This window comes from Tepidimonas sediminis, assembly GCF_007556605.1.
Taxonomy (GTDB): Bacteria; Pseudomonadota; Gammaproteobacteria; order Burkholderiales; family Burkholderiaceae_C; genus Tepidimonas; species Tepidimonas sediminis.
In genome coordinates this window covers 1-18,794 of record NZ_VJND01000010.1, presented here as the reverse complement: position 1 = coordinate 18,794, position 18,794 = coordinate 1, and the positions used below count along the sequence as shown (strand labels likewise).

The 18,794-nt window shown below is 71.7% G+C and carries 20 protein-coding genes; 9 read left to right on the top strand and 11 right to left on the bottom strand.

Features of this window, described 5'->3' with window-relative positions; genetic code table 11:
- Positions 1 to 176 precede the first annotated feature (176 nt).
- From Tsedi_RS08540 to Tsedi_RS08515, 6 genes are all read right to left on the bottom strand, one after another.
- Positions 177 to 914, bottom strand: a complete 738-nt coding sequence (locus Tsedi_RS08540) for an amino acid ABC transporter ATP-binding protein (protein ID WP_143895804.1) — start codon at positions 912 to 914, stop codon at positions 177 to 179.
- Between the two features lie 89 nt (positions 915 to 1,003).
- Complete coding sequence (locus Tsedi_RS08535) at positions 1,004 to 1,675, bottom strand: amino acid ABC transporter permease (protein WP_143895641.1); 672 nt, start codon at positions 1,673 to 1,675, stop codon at positions 1,004 to 1,006.
- Positions 1,676 to 1,677: 2 nt separating this feature from the next.
- Complete coding sequence (locus Tsedi_RS08530) at positions 1,678 to 2,433, bottom strand: amino acid ABC transporter permease (RefSeq protein WP_143895640.1); 756 nt, start codon at positions 2,431 to 2,433, stop codon at positions 1,678 to 1,680.
- Positions 2,434 to 2,520: 87 nt separating this feature from the next.
- A complete protein-coding gene (locus tag Tsedi_RS08525) occupies positions 2,521 to 3,414 on the bottom strand; it encodes an amino acid ABC transporter substrate-binding protein (protein WP_143895638.1) in 894 nt (297 codons plus the stop codon).
- 87 nt (positions 3,415 to 3,501) lie between these two features.
- Positions 3,502 to 4,428 (bottom strand): LysR substrate-binding domain-containing protein, encoded by a 927-nt coding sequence (locus tag Tsedi_RS08520; RefSeq protein WP_143895636.1) that lies wholly within the window; start codon positions 4,426 to 4,428, stop codon positions 3,502 to 3,504.
- Between the two features lie 32 nt (positions 4,429 to 4,460).
- The gene (locus Tsedi_RS08515; RefSeq protein ID WP_143895634.1) at positions 4,461 to 6,305 is read right to left on the bottom strand and encodes an ABCB family ABC transporter ATP-binding protein/permease; all 1,845 of its coding nucleotides are present in this window, start codon (positions 6,303 to 6,305) and stop codon (positions 4,461 to 4,463) included.
- Between the two features lie 18 nt (positions 6,306 to 6,323).
- Between Tsedi_RS08515 and Tsedi_RS08510 the strand changes: the two genes are divergently transcribed.
- Complete coding sequence (locus Tsedi_RS08510) at positions 6,324 to 6,779, top strand: acyl-CoA thioesterase (RefSeq protein ID WP_143895632.1); 456 nt, start codon at positions 6,324 to 6,326, stop codon at positions 6,777 to 6,779.
- Between the two features lie 233 nt (positions 6,780 to 7,012).
- Here Tsedi_RS08510 and Tsedi_RS08505 read toward each other — a convergent pair whose 3' ends face one another.
- Entirely contained in the window at positions 7,013 to 8,566 is a 1,554-nt protein-coding gene (locus Tsedi_RS08505) for an AmpG family muropeptide MFS transporter (RefSeq protein WP_185970618.1), read from the bottom strand.
- 75 nt (positions 8,567 to 8,641) lie between these two features.
- On the opposite strand from Tsedi_RS08505, the gene Tsedi_RS08500 reads away from it, so the two are divergent.
- From Tsedi_RS08500 to Tsedi_RS08490, 3 genes are all read left to right on the top strand, one after another.
- Positions 8,642 to 9,484, top strand: coding sequence for a M48 family metallopeptidase (locus Tsedi_RS08500; RefSeq protein ID WP_143895630.1), 843 nt, complete (start codon positions 8,642 to 8,644; stop codon positions 9,482 to 9,484).
- Between the two features lie 69 nt (positions 9,485 to 9,553).
- Positions 9,554 to 9,775 carry an antitoxin MazE family protein gene (locus Tsedi_RS08495; protein ID WP_246099237.1) on the top strand — a complete coding sequence of 74 codons (222 nt, stop codon included), beginning with the start codon at positions 9,554 to 9,556 and terminating at the stop codon, positions 9,773 to 9,775.
- Positions 9,776 to 9,790: 15 nt separating this feature from the next.
- Positions 9,791 to 10,120, top strand: a complete 330-nt coding sequence (locus Tsedi_RS08490) for a type II toxin-antitoxin system PemK/MazF family toxin (protein ID WP_143895626.1) — start codon at positions 9,791 to 9,793, stop codon at positions 10,118 to 10,120.
- Here Tsedi_RS08490 and Tsedi_RS08485 read toward each other — a convergent pair whose 3' ends face one another.
- Together Tsedi_RS08485 and Tsedi_RS08480 are read right to left on the bottom strand one after the other, a co-directional pair.
- Complete coding sequence (locus tag Tsedi_RS08485; protein WP_143895624.1) at positions 10,121 to 10,759, bottom strand: MBL fold metallo-hydrolase; 639 nt, start codon at positions 10,757 to 10,759, stop codon at positions 10,121 to 10,123.
- Between the two features lie 49 nt (positions 10,760 to 10,808).
- Positions 10,809 to 12,746: a GspE/PulE family protein gene (locus Tsedi_RS08480; protein ID WP_143895622.1), complete on the bottom strand. Its 1,938-nt coding sequence runs from the start codon at positions 12,744 to 12,746 to the stop codon at positions 10,809 to 10,811.
- A 74-nt stretch (positions 12,747 to 12,820) separates the two neighbouring features.
- Here Tsedi_RS08480 and Tsedi_RS08475 point away from each other — a divergent pair, with 74 nt between their 5' ends.
- On the top strand, positions 12,821 to 13,591 hold the full coding sequence (locus Tsedi_RS08475) for an SDR family oxidoreductase (protein WP_143895620.1): 771 nt from the start codon (positions 12,821 to 12,823) through the stop codon (positions 13,589 to 13,591).
- A 25-nt stretch (positions 13,592 to 13,616) separates the two neighbouring features.
- On the opposite strand, the gene Tsedi_RS08470 is transcribed toward Tsedi_RS08475, so the two are convergent.
- Together Tsedi_RS08470 and Tsedi_RS08465 are read right to left on the bottom strand one after the other, a co-directional pair.
- Positions 13,617 to 15,101, bottom strand: a complete 1,485-nt coding sequence (locus Tsedi_RS08470; protein ID WP_143895618.1) for a sensor domain-containing diguanylate cyclase — start codon at positions 15,099 to 15,101, stop codon at positions 13,617 to 13,619.
- Positions 15,102 to 15,226: 125 nt separating this feature from the next.
- Positions 15,227 to 15,703 (bottom strand): Lrp/AsnC family transcriptional regulator, encoded by a 477-nt coding sequence (locus tag Tsedi_RS08465; RefSeq protein WP_143895616.1) that lies wholly within the window; start codon positions 15,701 to 15,703, stop codon positions 15,227 to 15,229.
- A gap of 134 nt (positions 15,704 to 15,837) precedes the next feature.
- Here Tsedi_RS08465 and hppD point away from each other — a divergent pair, with 134 nt between their 5' ends.
- The 4 genes from hppD to Tsedi_RS08445 form a co-directional block, all read left to right on the top strand.
- Positions 15,838 to 16,947 (top strand): 4-hydroxyphenylpyruvate dioxygenase, encoded by a 1,110-nt coding sequence (hppD, locus tag Tsedi_RS08460; protein WP_143895614.1) that lies wholly within the window; start codon positions 15,838 to 15,840, stop codon positions 16,945 to 16,947.
- A 50-nt stretch (positions 16,948 to 16,997) separates the two neighbouring features.
- Positions 16,998 to 17,306: a 4a-hydroxytetrahydrobiopterin dehydratase gene (locus tag Tsedi_RS08455; RefSeq protein ID WP_143895800.1), complete on the top strand. Its 309-nt coding sequence runs from the start codon at positions 16,998 to 17,000 to the stop codon at positions 17,304 to 17,306.
- Between the two features lie 61 nt (positions 17,307 to 17,367).
- On the top strand, positions 17,368 to 18,258 hold the full coding sequence (gene phhA / locus Tsedi_RS08450; RefSeq protein ID WP_143895612.1) for a phenylalanine 4-monooxygenase: 891 nt from the start codon (positions 17,368 to 17,370) through the stop codon (positions 18,256 to 18,258).
- Between the two features lie 121 nt (positions 18,259 to 18,379).
- A partial coding sequence (locus Tsedi_RS08445; RefSeq protein ID WP_143895610.1) for a single-stranded DNA-binding protein occupies positions 18,380 to 18,794 on the top strand: 415 nt, incomplete at its 3' end.

Below are 18,794 nucleotides of genomic sequence, written 5' to 3'. Positions count from 1 at the left end.
GCGAACGCCGCCCGCCCGTCGCCAGCGCAAAAGGGCTCCCCGCGGGGAGTCCTTTCGTTTGGGGGAACGTACGCATCACGGCGGCCTGGCCCTGACACATCGAGCGGGCCGGCATGCCGGCCCGCGGCTGCGGTCCGCGGCGCCAAGCCGGTCGCGGTCCGCTGGCGCATCCCCGTTCAGTGCGACAGGATCTTGTTGAGGAAATCCTTGGTGCGCGGCTGGCGCGCCTCGGGGTTGCCGAAGAATTCTTCCTTCGGGCAGTCCTCCAGGATCTTGCCGCCGACGTCCATGAAGATGACGCGGTCGCTGACCTTGCGCGCAAAGCCCATCTCGTGCGTGACGACCATCATCGTCATGCCTTCCTGCGCCAGCCCGATCATCACGTCCAGCACCTCGCCGACCATCTCCGGGTCCAGCGCCGAGGTCGGCTCGTCGAACAGCATCACGATCGGATCCATCGACAGCGCGCGCGCGATGGCCACGCGCTGCTGCTGACCGCCGGAGAGCTGCCCCGGGTACTTGTCCTTGTGCGCGATCAGGCCGACGCGTTCCAGATACTTCAGGCCGTGCTTCTTGGCATCCTCCGGGTTGCGGCCCAGCACCTTGACCTGCGCCAGCGTCAGGTTCTCGGTCACCGTCAGGTGCGGAAACAGCTCGAAGTGCTGGAATACCATGCCGACGTGGCTGCGCAGCTTGGGCAGGTTGGTCCGGGGGTCGTGCACCGGCTGGCCGTTGACCCAGATCTCGCCCTTCTGGATCGGCTCCAGCGCGTTGATGGTCTTGATGAGCGTCGATTTGCCGGAGCCCGACGGCCCGCAGACCACCACCACCTCGCCCTTGCGGATCGCGGTGGAGCAGTCGTGGAGCACCTGCACGGCGCCGTACCACTTCGACACGTTCTTCAGTTCGATCATCGGTCGTTCCATGACGACTCCTTCGGTGGGCGGCGGGGCGGCGTGCGGCCTGGGGCGGGGCGCCGGGCCGCGCGGCCCCGGATGAGGGTTCAACGGATGATGGCGATGCGCGCGTGCAGGCGCTTGACCAGCGCCGACAACGTGTAGCAGATGACGAAATAGACCACCGCGGCGGCCAGATACGCCTCGATCGGACGGCCGTGGTTCTTGCCGGCGATCTCGAAGCCCTTCAGCAGGTCGTAGGCGCCGATCGCGTACACCAGCGAGGTGTCCTGGAACAGGATGATGGTCTGCGTCAGGAACACCGGCAGCATGTTGCGAAACGCCTGCGGCAGGATCACGTAGCGCATGTTCTGTCCGTAGGTCAGCCCCAGCGCCTGGCCGGCGTAGACCTGCCCGCGCGGGATCGACTGGATGCCGGCGCGCACGATCTCGCTGAAGTAGGCCGCCTCGAACGCGATGAAGGTGATCACCGCCGACAGCTCCGCGCCGATCGGCCGGCCGATGATCAGCGGCACCAGCAGGAAGAACCACAGGATCACCATCACCAGCGGGATGCTGCGCATGCCGTTGACGTAGACGGTGGCCGGCAGCGCCAGCCACGGCCGGCCCGACAGGCGCATCAGCGCCAGCAGCGTGCCCAGCGCGATGCCGCCGAGCGTGGCCACCACCGTCAGCATCACGCTGAACTGCAGCCCCTTCCAGACGAACGGGCCGATGACGTCCCAGCGGTAGAACGACCAGTCCAGGTTGGCCAGCATGGTCAGTGCCCTCCCGCGCCGCCGGCGGCGATGAAGCCCGGCACGCGCACGCGCCGCTCGATGAAGGCCATCAGCCGGTTGATCGCGAACGCCGACACGACATACAGCGCGGTGACCGCGAGATAGATCTCGATGCCGCGCGCGGTCTCCTCCTGCGCCTGCATCGCGAACATCGTCAGCTCCGCCACCGACACCGCAAACGCCACCGAGGAGTTCTTGAACACGTTCATCGCCTCGCTGGTCAGCGGCGGGATGATGATGCGAAACGCCATCGGCAGCAGCACGTGGCGGTATGCCTGCGCCTGCGTCAGGCCCAGCGCCAGGGCGGCGTTGCGCTGCCCGCGCGGCAGCGACAGGATGCCGCTCTTGACCTGCTCGGCAATGCGCGCCGAGGTGAACAGGCCCAGCGCGATCACCACCAGCACGAACCCTGAGACGCCTTTGAGCGGCGGCACCAGCGCCGGGATCACGTGGTACCAGAGGAAGATCTGCACCAGCAGCGGGATGTTGCGGAACAGCTCCACCCAGGCGTTGCCCAGCCGCACGAGCCACGGGCTTGCGGGCAGCGTGCGCAGCGTGCCGACGGCGCTGCCGACCAGCAGCGCCAGCAGCAGCGCCAGCAGCGACACCGACACCGTCCAGCCCCAGGCCGACAGCATCCACTCCAGGTACGTGATGTCGCCGCCCTGGCCGAAGCAGCGCGGCTGCACCTCGCGCGTGAGGGTGTCCTCACAGAAGACTTGCCAGTCCCATTGCATGCATCGACTCCGGCGAAGCCAAAAAACGATCCCCGGCGCACCGCGTTGGGCGCCCGGGGTCGTGCGTCGCGGCGGCGTCTCAGGCCGTCACTTGGCCTGGTACGCCTCCATCGGACGGTCGTTCGGGTTGGCGATGGCGGCCTTGAGCGCCTCGCTCATCGGCATGTTCATGCGCACGCCGTTGGGCGGGGTCGGCTGCATGAACCACTTGTCGTAGATCTTGGCGAGTTCGCCGGACTTCATCATCGCGATGATGGAGTCGTCCACCGCCTTCTTGAACGCCGGGTCGTCCTTGCGGAACATGATGGCGATCGGCTCGACGCTGAGCACCTCGCCGACGATCTTGAAGTCCGAGGGGTTCTTGGAGCGCGCGATCAGCCCCGCCAGCAGCGAGCCGTCCATCACGAAGGCATCGGCCCGACCCGACTCCAGCAGCAGGAAGCTGTCGGCGTGATCCTTGCCGAACACCTCCTTGAAGTCCACGCCGCCGGCGCGCTCGTGCCGGCGCAGCGTCTGCACCGAGGTGGTGCCGGTGGTCGTGGCCACCGTCTTGCCGTTCAAGTCCTTGATCGAGCTGATCCCCGAGTTGGCCTTGACCGCGATGCGCACCTCCTCGACGAAGGTGGTCACGGCAAACGCCACGTCACGCTGGCGCGCCTGGTTGTTGGTGGTGGAGCCGCACTCGATGTCGACCGTGCCGTTCTGCACCAGCGGAATGCGGTTCTGCGAGGTCACGGGCTGGTACTTGATGTCCAGCTTGGCCAGACCGAGCTGCTTCTGGATGTCGGCCAGCACACGCTGGCACAGCTCGACGTGGTAGCCGGTGTATTTGCCGTCGCCCAGCGTGTAGGACAGCACGCCCGACGATTCGCGCACCCCCATGGTGACCGAGCCGGTGGACTTGATCTTGGCCAGGGTGTCGGCGTGGGCGGCGGTGGCCGCCAGGGCCGCCAGGGCCAGCGCGAGCACAGACTTTTTCATGCTGCGTTCCTTTCTCGGGTGGTTCGAAGGTGGGGCGATCTTACCGCTTCCTGACGCGCGCCCGGCTGGCGGTAAACCCTGCCCCGGTCAGGGCGGCTCCGCCGCCAGCAGCCGCGCCACGTCGTCCCACAGGCGTTGCGCCGCCGGCTTGGGCCGACCGCCACGCCGGCGGTAGAGGCGGATGTCGAGCTCGACGTGCCAGCCTTCCTCGGCGCAGCCGGCGGCCACCAGCCGGCCGTCGGCCAGTGCCGGCCGCACCGCGCTGGCCGGCAGGAAGGCCACGCCGTGGCCTTCGATCGCCATGGCCTTGAGGCTTTCGGCCATGTCGGTCTCGTAGACGCGCTCCAGGTGCACCGGCTGCGGGGCCTGGCGCAGCAGCCAGTCCACCACGCGCGCCAGGTAAGCCCCGGGCGCGTAGGCGAGGTAGGGCACCGGCGCGTGGGCCGAGCCAGGCAGTCGCATCAGCGGCCGGCCGTCCGGACCGGGGCGGCAGAAGGGGGCCACCACCTCGCGCGCCAGCGTCAGCATCTCGTGGCGCTCGGGATCCAGTCCCAGCGGCTGGCTCGGGTGGTGGTAGGCCAGCAGCAGGTCGCAGCCGCCCTCGGTGAAGCGCAGCACCGCGTCGTGCACGTTGAGCGCCACCAGCCGCGTCTTGACGGTGCCCAGATGCGCGCGCAGCCGCCCGAGCCAGGCCGGAAAGAAGGTGAACGCCAGCGTGTGCGGCACCGCGAATTCCACCGTGTCGCCGGCGGCGGCCGCGTGCAGGCGCAGCAGCGCGCGCGTGGCGTGCAGCTGCTGCAGCAGCTCCTGCGCCTGGGTGTGCAGCGTGCGGCCGGCCTCGGTCAGCCGCGTCGGGTAGGTGCTGCGATCCACCAGGTCGACGCCGGCCCATGCCTCCAGCGCCTGGATGCGGCGCGAAAACGCCGGCTGCGTCACGTGACGCAGCTGCGCGGCGCGGCTGAAGCTGCCGGTCTGGGCCAGCGTGACGAAATCCTCCAGCCACTTGGTCTCCATGCTGTGCCTCCTCCCTCGTGTCGGTCGTGTGTTCAGGTGCCTGGCGCGGTGGCGCTGTGCTGCAGCGCCCACAGCCGCGCGTAGGCGCCGCCGCGCGCCAGCAGCTCGGCGTGCGTGCCCCGTTCCACCACGCGGCCCTGCTCGAGCACGACGATCTCGTGCGCCTCCACCACGGTGGAGAGCCGGTGCGCGATCACCAGTGTCGTGCGCCGCTCGCTCAGGCGCCGCAGCTCGGTCTGGATCGCGCGCTCGCTGGCCGAGTCGAGCGCCGAGGTGGCCTCGTCCAGCACCAGGATCGGCGGGTTCTTCAGCAGCGTGCGCGCGATCGCCACGCGCTGCTTTTCGCCGCCGGACAGCTTGAGCCCGCGCTCGCCGACCACCGTCTGCCAGCCCTGCGGCAGGCTTTCGATGAAGTCCAGGATGTGCGCCGCGCGCGCCGCCTCGCGCACTTCCTCGAAGCTGGCATCCGGGCGGCCGTAGCGGATGTTGACCTCGATGGTGTCGTTGAACAGCACGGTGTCCTGCGGCACGATGCCGATGGCGCGGCGCAGGCTGGCCTGCGTCAGCGTGCGGATGTCGTGGCCGTCGACCGTGATGCGGCCGCCGTCGACGTCGTAGAAGCGGAACAGCAGGCGCACGAGCGTCGACTTGCCGGCGCCGGAGGCCCCCACCACCGCCACCGTGCGGCCGGCCGGGATCTCCAGATCGACCCCGTGCAGGATCGGGCGCCGCGGGTCGTAGCCGAAGCGCACGTCCTCGAAGCGCACCTGCGGTGCATGGCGCAGCTGCAGCGGCCGGGCATCCGGCGCGTCGGTGACCTCCGGCGCACGGTCCAGCAGCGCGAACAGGCGTCCGAGGTCGGTCAGGCTCTGACGGATCTCGCGGTAGAGCACGCCGAGGAAGTTCAGCGGCAGGTAGAGCTGGATGAGGAAGGCGTTGATCATCACCAGGTCGCCCAGCGTCAGGCGGCCGTCCAGCACGCCCTGCGTGGCGCGCCACAGCAGCGCCACCAGCGCCACGGCGATGATGAGCTGCTGGCCGGCGTTGAGCAGCGACAGCGACTGCTGCGTCTGCGCCCGCGCGCGCCCCAGGCGCTGCAGGCTGTCGTCGTAGCGGCGCGCCTCCCACGCCTCGTTGTTGAAGTACTTGACGGTCTCGAAGTTGAGCAGCGCATCGACCGCGCGTGCGCTGCTGGCCGATTCCAGCTCGTTCATGCGGCGGCGGATGCGGGTGCGCCACTGCGTCACGCGCACGGTGAAGACCACGTACAGCACCAACGCCGCGGCGGTGATGGCGGCGTAGCCGACGTCGAAGCGCCAGATCAGCAGCGCCAGCACCAGCGCCACCTCCACCAGCGTCGGCACCACGCTGTAGAGCGCGTACGACACCAGCGACTGCAACGCGCGCGTGCCGCGCTCCAGGTCGCGCGTCAGCGCGCCGGTCTGACGCTCCAGGTGGAAGCGCAGGCCCAGCGCGTGCAGATGCTCGAAGGCGCGCAGCGCCAGCGCGCGCGTCACCCCCTCGGTGGCGCGCAGCATCACGAGCTCGCGCAGCTCCGCCAGCAGGGAGCTGCACCAGCGCAGCAGCCCGTAGGCCGCCACCAGCGCCGCCGGCACCAGCACCAGCGCCGTGCCCTGTGCGCCGAGGCCCGGCAGCGGCGTGAGCGCATCGACCAGGGCCTTGAGCAGCAGCGGTACCCCCACGGTGGCCAGCTTGGCCGCCACCATCAGCAGCAGGGCCAGCGCCACCCGCGTGCGCCACGGCCGCAGCCACGGCAGCAGGCGCCGCAGCGTGCGCATGTCCTCGTCCGGTGCCGCCGGGGCACCCGCTGCCGGCTGGGCGCCGGCCGGCAGCGGCAGCGCGCGCTCACGCTTCATCGTCGACAATCCGCCGTCATGGAACCGAAACCTGCAATCGTACCGCCCCCCACGGGGGCCTGCCTCCCCCAGGACAAGGAGCTCGTGCTGCGCGTCATCCCGATGCCGGCTGACGTCAACGCCAACGGCGACATCTTCGGCGGCTGGGTCATGGCGCAGGTGGACCTGGCCGGCTCGGTGCTGCCGGCGCGCCACATGGGCGGGCGCTTCGCCACCGTGGCGGTCAACCAGTTCGTCTTCAAGCAGCCGGTCAAGGTCGGCGACCTGCTCAGCTTCTACGCCCACATCGAGCGCATCGGCCACACCTCGATCACCGTGCAGGTGGAGGTGTGGGCCGAGCGCCAGCGCCCGCAGTACCAGTGCGTCAAGGTCACCGAGGCGACGCTGACCTACGTCGCGATCGACGAACATGGGCGCCCGCGCCCGGTGCCCAAGCCCGCGGCACCGGCCGGCGCCCCCGCGTCGGCGGGCTGAAGGCCACACCCGAGCCGGCACGAGGCGAAAAAAGAGGCCGCCCGGGCAGAGCCGAAGCGGCCAAGTCCATCAGGACGTCGTTGGGAACGGGGCGACTGCCACGCCACACCTGCGGCTCCCTCGACCCCGCCTGCGGCTGGGGCCGAGGGGCGGGTGGCGTGTGACAGCGCTCAAGTGATATTTTCGAACCGTTTGCTGCGCCTGCACATCCCCCGTTTGGGGGAGGCGGCGCATCAGCCGACCGCCGTGCCCCAGCGCCGCCGCACCCGTGCCACCAGCGCGAGCACCGGCAGCCCGAGCAGCGTCGTCAGCACGAAGAAGCCCGGGTAGCCCAGGGCGTCGACCAGCGCGCCGGCGTAGCCGCCCAGCGCCTTGGGCAGCAGCGTCATCAGCGAGCTGAAGATCGCGTACTGCACCGCGGTGAAGCGCACCTGCGTCAGGCTGGAGAGGAACGCGACGAAGGCCGCGCTGGCAAACCCCGCGGCCAGGTTGTCCGCCGCCACCACCGCGTACAGCCCCCAGCGCACCGGCCCGGCCAGCGCCAGCGCGACGAAACCGAGGTTGGTCAGCGCCGCCAGCAGCGCCCCCCAGCCCAGCGCGCGCAGCACGCCCAGCCGCGTGGCCAGCACCCCGCCGACGAAGCCGCCGGCGATGCTGACGATGACGCCGAACGTCTTGACCGCGGCGGCGATGTCCGGTTTGGCAAAGCCCAGGTCCTGGTAGAAGACGTTGGAGATGACCCCGAGCACGATGTCGGCGATGCGGTAGGTGCCGATCAGCGCCAGCAGCAGCACGGCGTCGCGCACGCCGTGGCGCACGAAGAACGCGCGCACCGGCTCGACCCACGTCTCGCGTGCCGCGGCGCGGCTGGCCAGCCCCGCGCGCACCAGCAGCGCGCCGACGCCGAACGCCGCCGCGAGCGCCGCCCCGAGGCGCAGCGCCTCCAGCAGCAGCGCCGGCAGGGCCGACAGCTCCCCCCAGCCGAGCCGGGCGTACCCCGCGCCGACGCCCCAGAACACGGCCACGAACGCGGCCACCGCCAGCAGGAACACCGCCAGCAGCCGCGCATGGCCGCCGGCTGGCGCGCTGCCGTCCGCCACGGTCACCGACGGCTCCGGCGCCAGCAGCGTGGTCAGCACGCCCAGCAGCATCGCCGCCGCCGCCGCCGCGTACGCCGCCGCCCACGCCTCGTAGGCGTAGGCGCCCTTGGCCGAGCCCCACGCCGCGGCCAGGAACAGCACGCCGGCGCCGGTGACCACCATGCCGAGCCGGTAGCCGGCCACGTAAGCCGCCGACAGCAGCCCCTGCCGCTCGGGCGGCGCCAGCTCGATGCGGTAGGCGTCGATGACGACGTCCTGCGTGGCCGAGGCAAAGCCCAGCAGCACCGCAAACGCCGCCATGCGCACCAGCGCCGCCGGGCCGGCGGCCGGATCGGTGGCGGCCATGCCGAGGATGGCGCCGATGACGCCCAGCTGCGCCAGCAGCAGCCAGCCGCGCCGCCGGCCGAGACGCGCGGTCAGCCCAGGCAGCGGCAGCCGGTCCACCAGCGGCGCCCAGACGAACTTGAACGAGTACGCCAGCGCCGCCCAGCTGAAGAAGGTCACCGCGCGCCGCTCCACGCCCGCCTCGCCGAGCCACAGCGACAGCGACGAGAAGATCAGCAGCAGCGGCAGCCCGGCGGCAAAGCCCAGCGCCAGCATCACCAGCACGCGCGCGTCGCGCAGCAGGCGCCACCAGGGTTCGCGGCCGGCGGCGGGGCGGGGGGCGGGCTCGGTGAGGGCGGGCATCGGGTGGTGACGGACGGTTGCGCGGCGCAACGCTTCGTCACGCACGCGGGCATCCATTGTGCCTATCATGCGCGCATGTGCTGGATGTGCATCGCCAAGGGGGCCCTGGCCGACCGCCGGGGGTTTCTGCGCGCCGCCGGGGCGGCGGCGGCCGGGCTGGCGTTCGCGCCGGCGCCGGCCCAGGTGCAGGTCGGGCCGCCGTCGACGATGCGCAACCTGGTGCCGGCCGGCCAGCTGGAGGCCGCCGCCGCGCAGCAGTACGCGCAGCTGCTGGCGCAGGCGCGCGCCAAGGGGGCGCTGGCTCCAGACGACCATCCGCAGCTGCGCCGGCTGCGCGCCATCGCCCAGCGGCTGGTGCCGCACACGCTGCCGTGGAACGAGCGCGCGCGCCAGTGGCGCTGGGAGGTCAACCTGATCGGCAGCAAGCAGATCAACGCCTTCTGCATGCCGGGCGGCAAGATCGCCTTCTTCACCGGCATCCTCGACCAGCTGCGCTTGAGCGACGACGAGGCGGCGATGGTCATGGGCCACGAGATGGCGCACGCGCTGCGCGAGCACGCGCGCTCGCGCATTGCCAAGACGCAGGCCACGGGCATCGGCCTGTCGCTCGGGGCGCAGCTGCTCGGGCTGGGCGACCTCGGGCGGCTGGCGGCGGATCTGGGTACGCAGCTGCTGTCGCTCAAGTTCAGCCGCGAGGACGAGACCGAGGCCGACTTGGTGGGCCTGGAGCTGGCCGCGCGCGGCGCCTACGACCCGCGCGCCAGCGTCACGCTGTGGCAGAAGATGGCGCAGGTGGCCGGCGGCAACGGGCTGGAGTTCCTCTCCACCCACCCCAGCGGCCCGAGCCGCATCCGCGACCTGGAGGCCAACATCCCCAAGGTCGAGGCGCTGTACGAACAGGCGCGCCGCGCGGGGTAGCGGCGGCCCGTTGCGCCACGGCCACAGCCGGTGCTATGCTGCAACATGTTGCAAAGAGGAGCCTGCCCCGTGTCCACCCCCGCCGCCGTCCGTGTCGCCCGCGCCCGCGAGCGCAAGCGCCGCAGCGGCCTGCGGCTGGTGCAGATCTGGGTGCCGGACACGCGCCAGCCCGGCTTCGCCGAGACGTGCCGGCAGCAGAGTGCGCGCGTGGCGCAGGCCGATGCGCGCGATGCGGAGCTGGCGCGCTGGACGGACGAGGCCCTGGCCCGGGTGGATGGCTGGACCGACTGAACCGGGTCAAGCGCGATGGCGCGCCGCGGCGATCTGGTGACGGTGGCGTTGTCGGGCGACTTCGGCAAGCCGCGCCCGGCGCTCGTCATCCAGTCGGACCTGTTCGACACCCACCCGAGCGTCTGCGTGCTGCTCGTCACCGGCACGCTGGTGGAAGCGCCCCTGCTGCGCGTCACCGTCGAGCCGTCGCCGGCCAACGGCCTGCGCAAGACCTCGCAAGTCATGGTCGACAAGGTGATGACGCTGCCACGCGACAAGCTCGGGCCGGCGTTCGGGCGGCTGGAAGCCGACACGATGCTGCAGGTCGAGCGCTGCCTGGCGCTCTTCCTCGGGATCGCGCGCTGATCAGGTGCCGCCGACGAACGGGTTGTGGCGGCGCTCCTCGCCGAAGGTGCTCTCCGGCCCGTGGCCGGGGATGAAGACGGTGTCGTCGCCCATCGGCCACAGGCGCTGCGTGATGCTGTCGAGCAGCTGCTGGTGGTTGCCGCCGGGGAAGTCGGTGCGGCCGATGCTGCCGGCGAACAGCACGTCGCCGACGAAGGCGCGCCGGATCTGCGGTGCATGGAACACCACGTGGCCCGGCGTGTGGCCCGGGCAGTGGCGCACGTGCAGCCGCTCCTGCCCCACGGTGACCTCGTCGCCGTCGTCCAGCCAGCGCGTCGGCGCAAACGGCCGCGCCGGCGGAAAGCCGAACATGCGGCTCTGCTGCGGCAGGCCGTCGATCCAGAACTGGTCGCCGCGGTGCGGGCCGACGATCGGCAGACCGAGCCGCTCGGCCAGCTCGCCGGCGCCGCCGGCGTGGTCGATGTGCGCGTGCGTCAGCCAGATCTGCCGCAGGTCCAGCCCCAGGCGTTGCACCTCGGCCAGCACGGCGTCGAGGTCGCCGCCGGGGTCGATCACCGCCGCCTCGCGCGTGGCGTCGCACCACACGAGCGAGCAGTTCTGGGCGAACGGGGTGACCGGGATGGTGGCGTAGCGCAGCATGGCGGTCATTGTAGGTAGCGGCCGGGCGGCAGACCGGCCGGGGCGCGGTTCAGACGTTGGTGGCGGCGATGACCTCCGCCAGGTCGGTCAGCCCGGCCAGCACCTTCTCGATGCCGTCCTGGCGCAGCGTGCGCATGCCGGCGGCCAGCGCGCTGGCGCGGATCTCGCCGGCGGAGGCGCGGTGGCGGATGTGGTGGCGGATGGTGTCGTCGCTGAGCATCAGCTCGTAGATGCCGAGCCGCCCCTTGTAGCCGCGCCCCTCGCACGCCGGGCAGCCGTGCTTGACGTACGTGCGCAGGATGCGCCGGCCGCCCTCCTCGACGCCATACTGGGCGCGCCAGCGCTCGATCTGGCCGGCCACGTCGAGCCGCTCGCCCGGTGCGGCGCACGACTCCAGGTAGTGCGTGGCCAGCGCCTCCAGCTCGTCGTCGGTGGCCGGCCGCGCCTGCACGCACTGCCTGCACAGCCGCCGCACCAGCCGTTGCGCCAGGATCGCCAGCAGCGAATCGGAGAAATTGAACGGATCCAGCCCGATCTCCAGCAGCCGCGTGATGCTCTCCGGCGCGCTGTTGGTGTGCAGGGTCGACAGCACCAGGTGCCCGGTGAGGGAGGCCTCCACCGCGATGCGCGCGGTCTCCTCGTCGCGCATCTCGCCGATCATGATGACGTCGGGGTCGGCGCGCAGGAAGGTGCGCATCGCCGCGGCGAAAGTCCAGCCGATGCGCGGGTTCATCTGCACCTGGCGCAGCCCCGGCTGCGTGATCTCGATCGGGTCCTCGGCGGTCCAGATCTTGCGGTTTTCGGTATTGATGTCGGCGATCAGCGAATGCAGCGTGGTGGTCTTGCCGCTGCCGGTGGGGCCGCAGACCAGGATCAGCCCGTAGGGCTTGAGTGCCATGCGCCGCAGCGCCGCCAGGTCACGCGGCGCCAGGCCGATGCTGTCGATCGGCATCGGCTTGGAGCCGGCCAGCAGCCGCAGCACCACGTCCTCCAGCCCGCCGGTGGTGGGCACGGTGACCACGCGCAGCTCGGTGCGCGGCCCGCCGAAGCGCGCGAAGTCGATCTTGCCGTCCTGCGGCTTGCGGTGCTCCGAGATGTCCATCCCGGCCATGATCTTGATGCGCGCCACCAGCGCGTAGCGGAAGCGCGACTCGATCTCCAGGTACTTGACCAGCTCGCCGTCGATGCGCAGCCGCACGCGCACCGGCTTCGGGGGCGGTTCGGTCTCGATGTGGATGTCGGAAGCCTTCTGCGCGATGGCTTCCTCGATGATGGTGTGCACCAGCCGCACCAGCGTGTTGTCGGATTCGCTGACGATGTCGGCCTGCTGTTCGGTGCCGATGTCGCTGGCCTGCTGCAGGTCGGCCAGCAGCTCGCGCGCGGCCGGTTTGGGTCGGCCGGGTGCGCCCGGGCGCAGCGGCACCTTGCCGGCGACGGCGGGGGCGGCGGGCTGGTCGTAGGCGCGCGCCAGCGCTGCCGGCAGCGTGCCGGCGGCGGCCAGCACCGGCACGATGCGTCGCTGCGTCATGAAGCGCAGCTCGTCCAGCAGCGCCTGATCCAGCGTGTCGGCCATCAGCATCACCAGCTCGTCGCCGCGCAGCGCCAGCGGCAGCACCGACTCGCGCTCGGCCACCACGCGCGGCACCAGCGCCAGCGCCGCCGGGTCGAACTGGTAGTGCGTGGGATCCACCACCCGGTTGCCGAGCCAGGCGGCGATGGCCTGGCGCAGCTGCGTCTCGGTGATCGCGCCGCGCTCCACCAGCAGCTCGCCCAGCGGGCGGCTCAGGCCGAGGCGACGCTCCTCGCGCTGGGCCTGCAGCGCCTCGCGCAGCTGGCGCTCGTCGATCAGGCCCAGATGCAGCAGCGCCTCGCCGACGTGGCGCGCGCGCAGGGTCTGGCCATCGGGGCTGTCCAGCAGCGACCACAGCTCGGCGGGCGTGCGCGGCTGCGGGTGCGTCTGGGCGGTGGCGGCGGAGGAGGGCTCCATGCGGGCGGGCTCCTGTGCAGTGGTCCGGTGCCGATTGTGCCGCCGCGCCGGCGTCTGGGCCACAATGCGTGGCCATGCAACAGGCCCTTTCCTCCTCCCGCATCGCCCTGGTCACCGGCGCCGGCAGCGGCATCGGGCGCGCCTGCGCCCTGGCGCTGCTGGCCGAGGGCTGGACCGTGTGGCTGGCCGGCCGGCGTCTGCCGGCGCTGCAGGAGACGGCGCGCCTGGCCGGCCAGGCCGCCGCGGCGCGCGTCCACCCGTTCGAGGCCGACGTGGGCGAGCCGCAGGACGTGCAGCGCCTCTTCGACGTCATCCGCGCCACCCACGGCCGGCTCGACCTGCTGTTCAACAACGCCGGCATCTTTCCGCCGGCGGCCGCGCCCGAGGCGGTAGCGCTGGAGGACTGGCAGCGTGCGGTGCAGACCAACCTCAACGGCGCCTTCTACTGCCTGCGCGCGGCGTTCGCGCTGATGAAGACGCAGCAGCCGCGCGGCGGGCGCATCATCAACAATGGCTCGATCTCGGCGCACGCGCCGCGGCCCGGCTCGATCGCCTACACCGCCACCAAGCACGCCATCACCGGCCTGACCAAGGCGGCGGCACTGGATGGCCGAGCCTTCGACATCGCGGTGGGGCAGCTCGACATCGGCAACGTGGCCAGCGACATGACCGAGCGCATGGCCGCCGGCGTGCTGCAGGCCGACGGCAGCGTGCGCCCGGAGCCGCGCATGGACATGGACGCCGTGGTGCAGACCTTCATGACGATGGCGCGGTTGCCGCTGCAAGCCAACGTGCTGTTTGCCACCGTCATGGCCACCAGGATGCCGTTCGTCGGTCGCGGCTGAGGCCAGGGCCGGCCGTGCGGCTGCGCTACAGGCGCGCCAGCGGCGGAAAGGGCGGCAGCGCCGCCCGCGCCCCGCCACCGCCGGCAGGGGTGGCGGCCACGCCGTCCAGCACCACGCGGTCGCGGCCGCTGCGCTTGGCCTCGTACAGCGCGCGGTCGGCGCGCATCAGCAGCGCGTCGGCGTCCTCGTCGGGGCGGGCCGCCACGGCGCCGACGCTGACGGTGGCCACCAGCGTCGCACCCCCGGGCAACGCGAAGGGCTGCTGGGCCACGCCGGCGCGCAGCCGCTCGGCGATCGCGCCGATCTGGGCCGGCTCGGCGCCCGGCAGCATGGCGGCGAATTCCTCCCCGCCCAGGCGGCCGAGCACGTCGCTCGGACGCAGCGCCGCGCCGCAGCGCTGCACGAAGCCGCGCAGCACGGCGTCGCCGGCCGCATGGCCGTGGGTGTCGTTGATGGCCTTGAAGTGGTCCAGGTCCAGCATCAGCAGGCCCAGCGGCGCTGCGTGGCGGCGCGCGCGCTCGATCTCGCGCTGCAGCAGCTCGAGGAACAGGCGCCGGTTGGCCGCGCCGGTCAGCGCGTCGTGGGTCGCCACCCGTTCCAGTTCGGCGCGCAGCTCGACGTCGGTGCTGATGTCGATCGCGTTGCCGACCACGGCCTGCAGACGGCCGTCGTCGTCCAGCACCGGGGCCAGCACGCTGCGGTGATAGCGCACGCGGCCGTCGCGGTGCCGCACGCGGTAGGTCAGCGGCGGCAGCACGCGCCGCTCGCGCAGCGTGCGCGCCAGAAAATCCTCGCACAGCGGCACGTCCTCCGGATGGACGAAGGGGCGAAAGTCGCGGCCGATCACCTCCTCGACGGGGTGCCCGAGCAGCGCGGTCCAGCTCGGCGACACATAGGTCAGGTGTCCGGCCGCGTCGATGGTGTAGATGATCGACTGCGTGTGCTCGGCCAGCAGCCGGTAGCGCCGCTCGGCGGCCTGCAGCGCCAGCAGCAGGCGCTGACGGGTGTCGATGTCGACGTCGCAGCCGAGCAGGCCGCGCACCGTGCCGTGCTCGTCCAGCAGCGGCACCGCGGTGGTGCTGACCCAAAGGCGGTCGCCGCCGCCGCGCACGATCAGGTTCGGCAGCCGCACCAGCGGCCGGTGCCGCTGCACGACCTCGCGCAACCGCTCGGCGAGTCCGGCCCGGTGTTCGGGCGCACGCAGCTCGGACAGGCGGGGCCAAGGCTTCCCGTCGCCGAGGTCGGCACGCTGCCACAGCGAGCGGGCCGTCTCGTCGGCGTGGCGCAGGGTGCCGTCGGCGTCGGCCTGCCAGACACCGACGCGCGCTGCCGCCATGGCACGCCGCAGCGCATCGAGCTCGTGCAGCAACGCAGCGTGCTGCGCCGCCAGTTCGCGCTGCGCACGCTCGGCCCGGCGGGCGCGCCGCGCCGCCACCCAAGCGGCCGCCAAGGCCAGCAGCACGAGCGCCACCAGCGCCCAGGCGATCGCGGCCGTCGTCGTGGTCGTCAACCTCTCCTCCCCTGGAGGTCCCTCCTGCCGCAGGCGGCGAATGGGAGATCCCAGCTCACGTTGCCCCGCGTTTTTAGCACGGATCGCCGGACGGGCCGCCTTCACCCCGCGCCGCGCTCAGGTACTCAGGTATCCAGCGGCAGCGCGCTGGTGCACTTGATCTCGTCGAGGCAGACGCTGGAGCGCACGCCGTTGACCCCGGGCAGCTGCGCCAGCGTGCCGAGCAGGAAGTCCGACAAACCCTTGAGGTCGCGCGCCACCACCTTCAGCACATAGTCGAAGTCGCCGGTGACGGCCCAGCACTCCTGCACCTGGCGCATCGCGCGCACCTGGGCGCGGAAGCGCTCGACCTCGCGGATGTGGCCGCGCTCCATCGTCACGTGCACGAAGGCCGTCACGCCCAGCCCCAGCCGCTGCGCGTCGAGCCGGGCCTCGTAGCGGCGGATCAGGCCGCGCTCCTCCAGCCGGCGGTGGCGCCGGTTGCACTGCGCCGGCGACAGGTGCACCGCCTCGGCCAGCGCCTGGTTGCTGATGCGGCCGTCTTCCTGCAGCCGCTGCAGGATGCGGCGATCCACCGCGTCGAGCGGTTCGGGTGGGGTCATGCGTTCCTCCTCGGGGTCGAAGACGCAAGATCATTGCACGGATGCGGGAAAGTCCGCCTCCACGACGCAATCCCATTGCGCCGCCGCGGGCATACGCTGCAGGGGTTCAATTCCAACGATGAGGAGCCGCTGCCATGGCCGATCTGTTCGACAACCCGATGGGGCTGTGCGGATTCGAGTTCGTCGAGTTCGCCGCGCCCACCCCCGGCGTGCTGGAGCCGCTGTTCGAGAAGCTGGGCTTCACGCGCATCGCGCGCCACCGCTCCAAGGACGTGGACCTGTGGCGCCAGGGCGACATCAACTTCATCGTCAACCGCGAGCCGCGCAGCCTGGCCTACTACTTCGCGCAGGAGCACGGCCCCAGCGCTTGCGGGCTGGCGTTTCGCGTCCGTGATGCGCACAAGGCTTACTATCGGGCGCTGGAGCTCGGCGCGCAGCCGATCGACATCCCCACCGGCCCGATGGAGCTGCGCCTGCCGGCGATCAAGGGCATCGGCGGCGCGCCGCTGTACCTGATCGACCGCTACGAGGATGGCAAAAGCATCTACGACATCGACTTCGAGTTCCTGCCCGGCTTCGAGGATCCGGCGCGCCGCCACCCGGTCGGCCACGGCTTCAAGGTCATCGATCACCTCACGCACAACGTCTACCGCGGCCGCATGGCCTACTGGGCGCAGTGGTACGAGCGCCTGTTCAACTTCCGCGAAATCCGCTATTTCGACATCCAGGGCGAGTACACGGGCCTCAAGAGCCGCGCGATGACCGCCCCCGACGGGCTGATCCGCATCCCGCTCAACGAGGAGGGCGGCAGCGGCGGCCAGATCGAGGAATTCCTGCTGCAGTTCAATGGCGAGGGCATCCAGCACATCGCGCTGCTGACCGACGACCTGCTGGCCAGCGTGGACGCGCTGCAGATGGCCGGCGTGCCGCTGATGAGCGCGCCCAACGACATCTACTACGCGATGCTGGAGGAGCGCCTGCCCGGCCACGGCGAGCCGGTGGCCGAGCTGCAGGCGCGCGGCATCCTGCTGGACGGCTCCACCGCGGGGGGTGAGAAGCGCCTGCTGCTGCAGATCTTCAGCCAGCCGCTGCTCGGGCCGGTGTTTTTCGAATTCATCCAGCGCAAGAACGACGAGGGCTTCGGCGAGGGCAACTTCAAGGCGCTGTTCGAAAGCCTGGAGCGCGATCAGATCCGCCGCGGCACGCTCAAGGTCGCCGCGCCGGCGCCGCCCCAGCCGGCCTGAGCCGCGTGTCCCCGTCCTGACCAACTCTCCCTGGAGACCTGAGGATGCCGATGCCGAAGCTCGACGGCGCCGCGCTGCAGGCGGCGCTGGCCGCCCTGCCGGGCTGGACGTTCGATCCAGCCCGCCACGCGATCGGCCGCACGCTGCGCTTTGCGGACTTCAACGCGGCGTTCGCCTTCATGACGCGCGTGGCGCTGCAGGCCGAGCGCGCCGACCATCACCCGGAGTGGCGCAACGTCTACGACCGGGTCGAGATCGTGTTGACCACCCACGACGCCGGTGGCCTCACTGAGCGGGACCTGGCGCTGGCGCGCTTCATCGACGTCGCCGCCGGCGCGCTGGGCGGACGGCCCGCCTGAGCCGCGCCGCCGTCCGTCCACCCGCCCGTCGCGGCACGGGCGTACCGAGGAGACCTGCACCATGACCGCCGAGGCCGTCACGCTGCACGGCTGGGCCGCCGGCGAGGCCGGCCGCCCGGCCAGCCCGGACTGGACCATCCCGCAGGACTGGGCGTCCTACACGCCCGAGGAGCACGCCACCTGGGCGACGCTGTACCGGCGCCAGGCGGCCCTGCTGCCGGGGCGCGCCTGCGCCGCCTTCCTCGAAGGGCTGCGCAGCCTGCCGATCGAGCCGGACCGCATCCCGGACTTCGAGCGCTTGTCCGAGGTGCTGATGCGCCACACCGGCTGGCGGGTCGTGGCCGTGCCCGGGCTGGTGCCCGACGAGGTGTTCTTCGACCACCTGGCCCACCGGCGTTTCCCGGCCGGGCAGTTCATCCGCCGCGCCGACCAGCTCGACTATCTGCAGGAGCCCGACGTCTTCCACGACGTGTTCGGCCACGTGCCGATGCTGATGCATCCGGTCATGGCCGACTACATGCAGGCCTACGGCGAGGGCGGCCTGCGCGCGCAGCGGCTGGGGGCGCTGGAGCTGCTGGCGCGCGTCTACTGGTACACGGTCGAGTTCGGCCTCGTGCGCGAGGGCGGGGCGCTGCGCATCCTGGGCGCCGGCATCGCCTCCTCGGCGGCCGAGAGCGTGTTCTGCCTCGAGTCGGCGAGTCCCAACCGGGTGGGTTTCCGCCTCGAGCGCGTCATGCGCACGCGCTACCGCATCGACGATTTCCAGCAGACCTACTTCGTGCTGGAGCGGCTGGAGGATCTGCTGCGCCTGGCCGAGATCGACTTCGCCCCGCTCTATGAACGGGTCGCGGCCATGCCGGCGCTGGCGCCCGACGCGCTGCTGCCCGACGACGATGTGCTGACGCGCGGCGACGGGCGCTGGCACCGGGCGCGCACGGCCCCCGCGGCGTGACGCTCGCCTCCGCGCCGCCGCCCGCCTCCCCCATCCGGGCGAGCGCGCGCCGGCGGCGGCGTGGTGCACAATCGACGTCACGCATTCCACCATCCCCCTGCAGCGAAGGTTTCCCCGCACCATGGCTTCCGTCAACAAGGTCATCCTCGTCGGCAACTGCGGCCGCGACCCCGAGATCCGCTACCTGCCCTCCGGCCAGCCGGTGGCCAGCGTCAGCATCGCCACCTCCAGCCGGCGCAAGGACCGCACCACCGGCGAGACGGTCGAAGACACCCAGTGGCACCGCGTCACCTTCTACGACCGGCTGGCCGAGATCGCCGGCGAATACCTGCGCAAGGGCCGCCCGGTCTACGTCGAGGGCCGGCTGAAGTACGGCAAATACACCGGGCAGGACGGCATCGAGCGCAACACGGTGGACATCATCGCCACCGAGCTGCAGCTGCTCGGCAGCCGCGACGGCGCCGGCGCGCCGCTGGAGGAGGGCGCCGCGCCGGCCCCGCGCGCCGCCGCTCCGGCCCGCCCGGCCCCCGCACAGC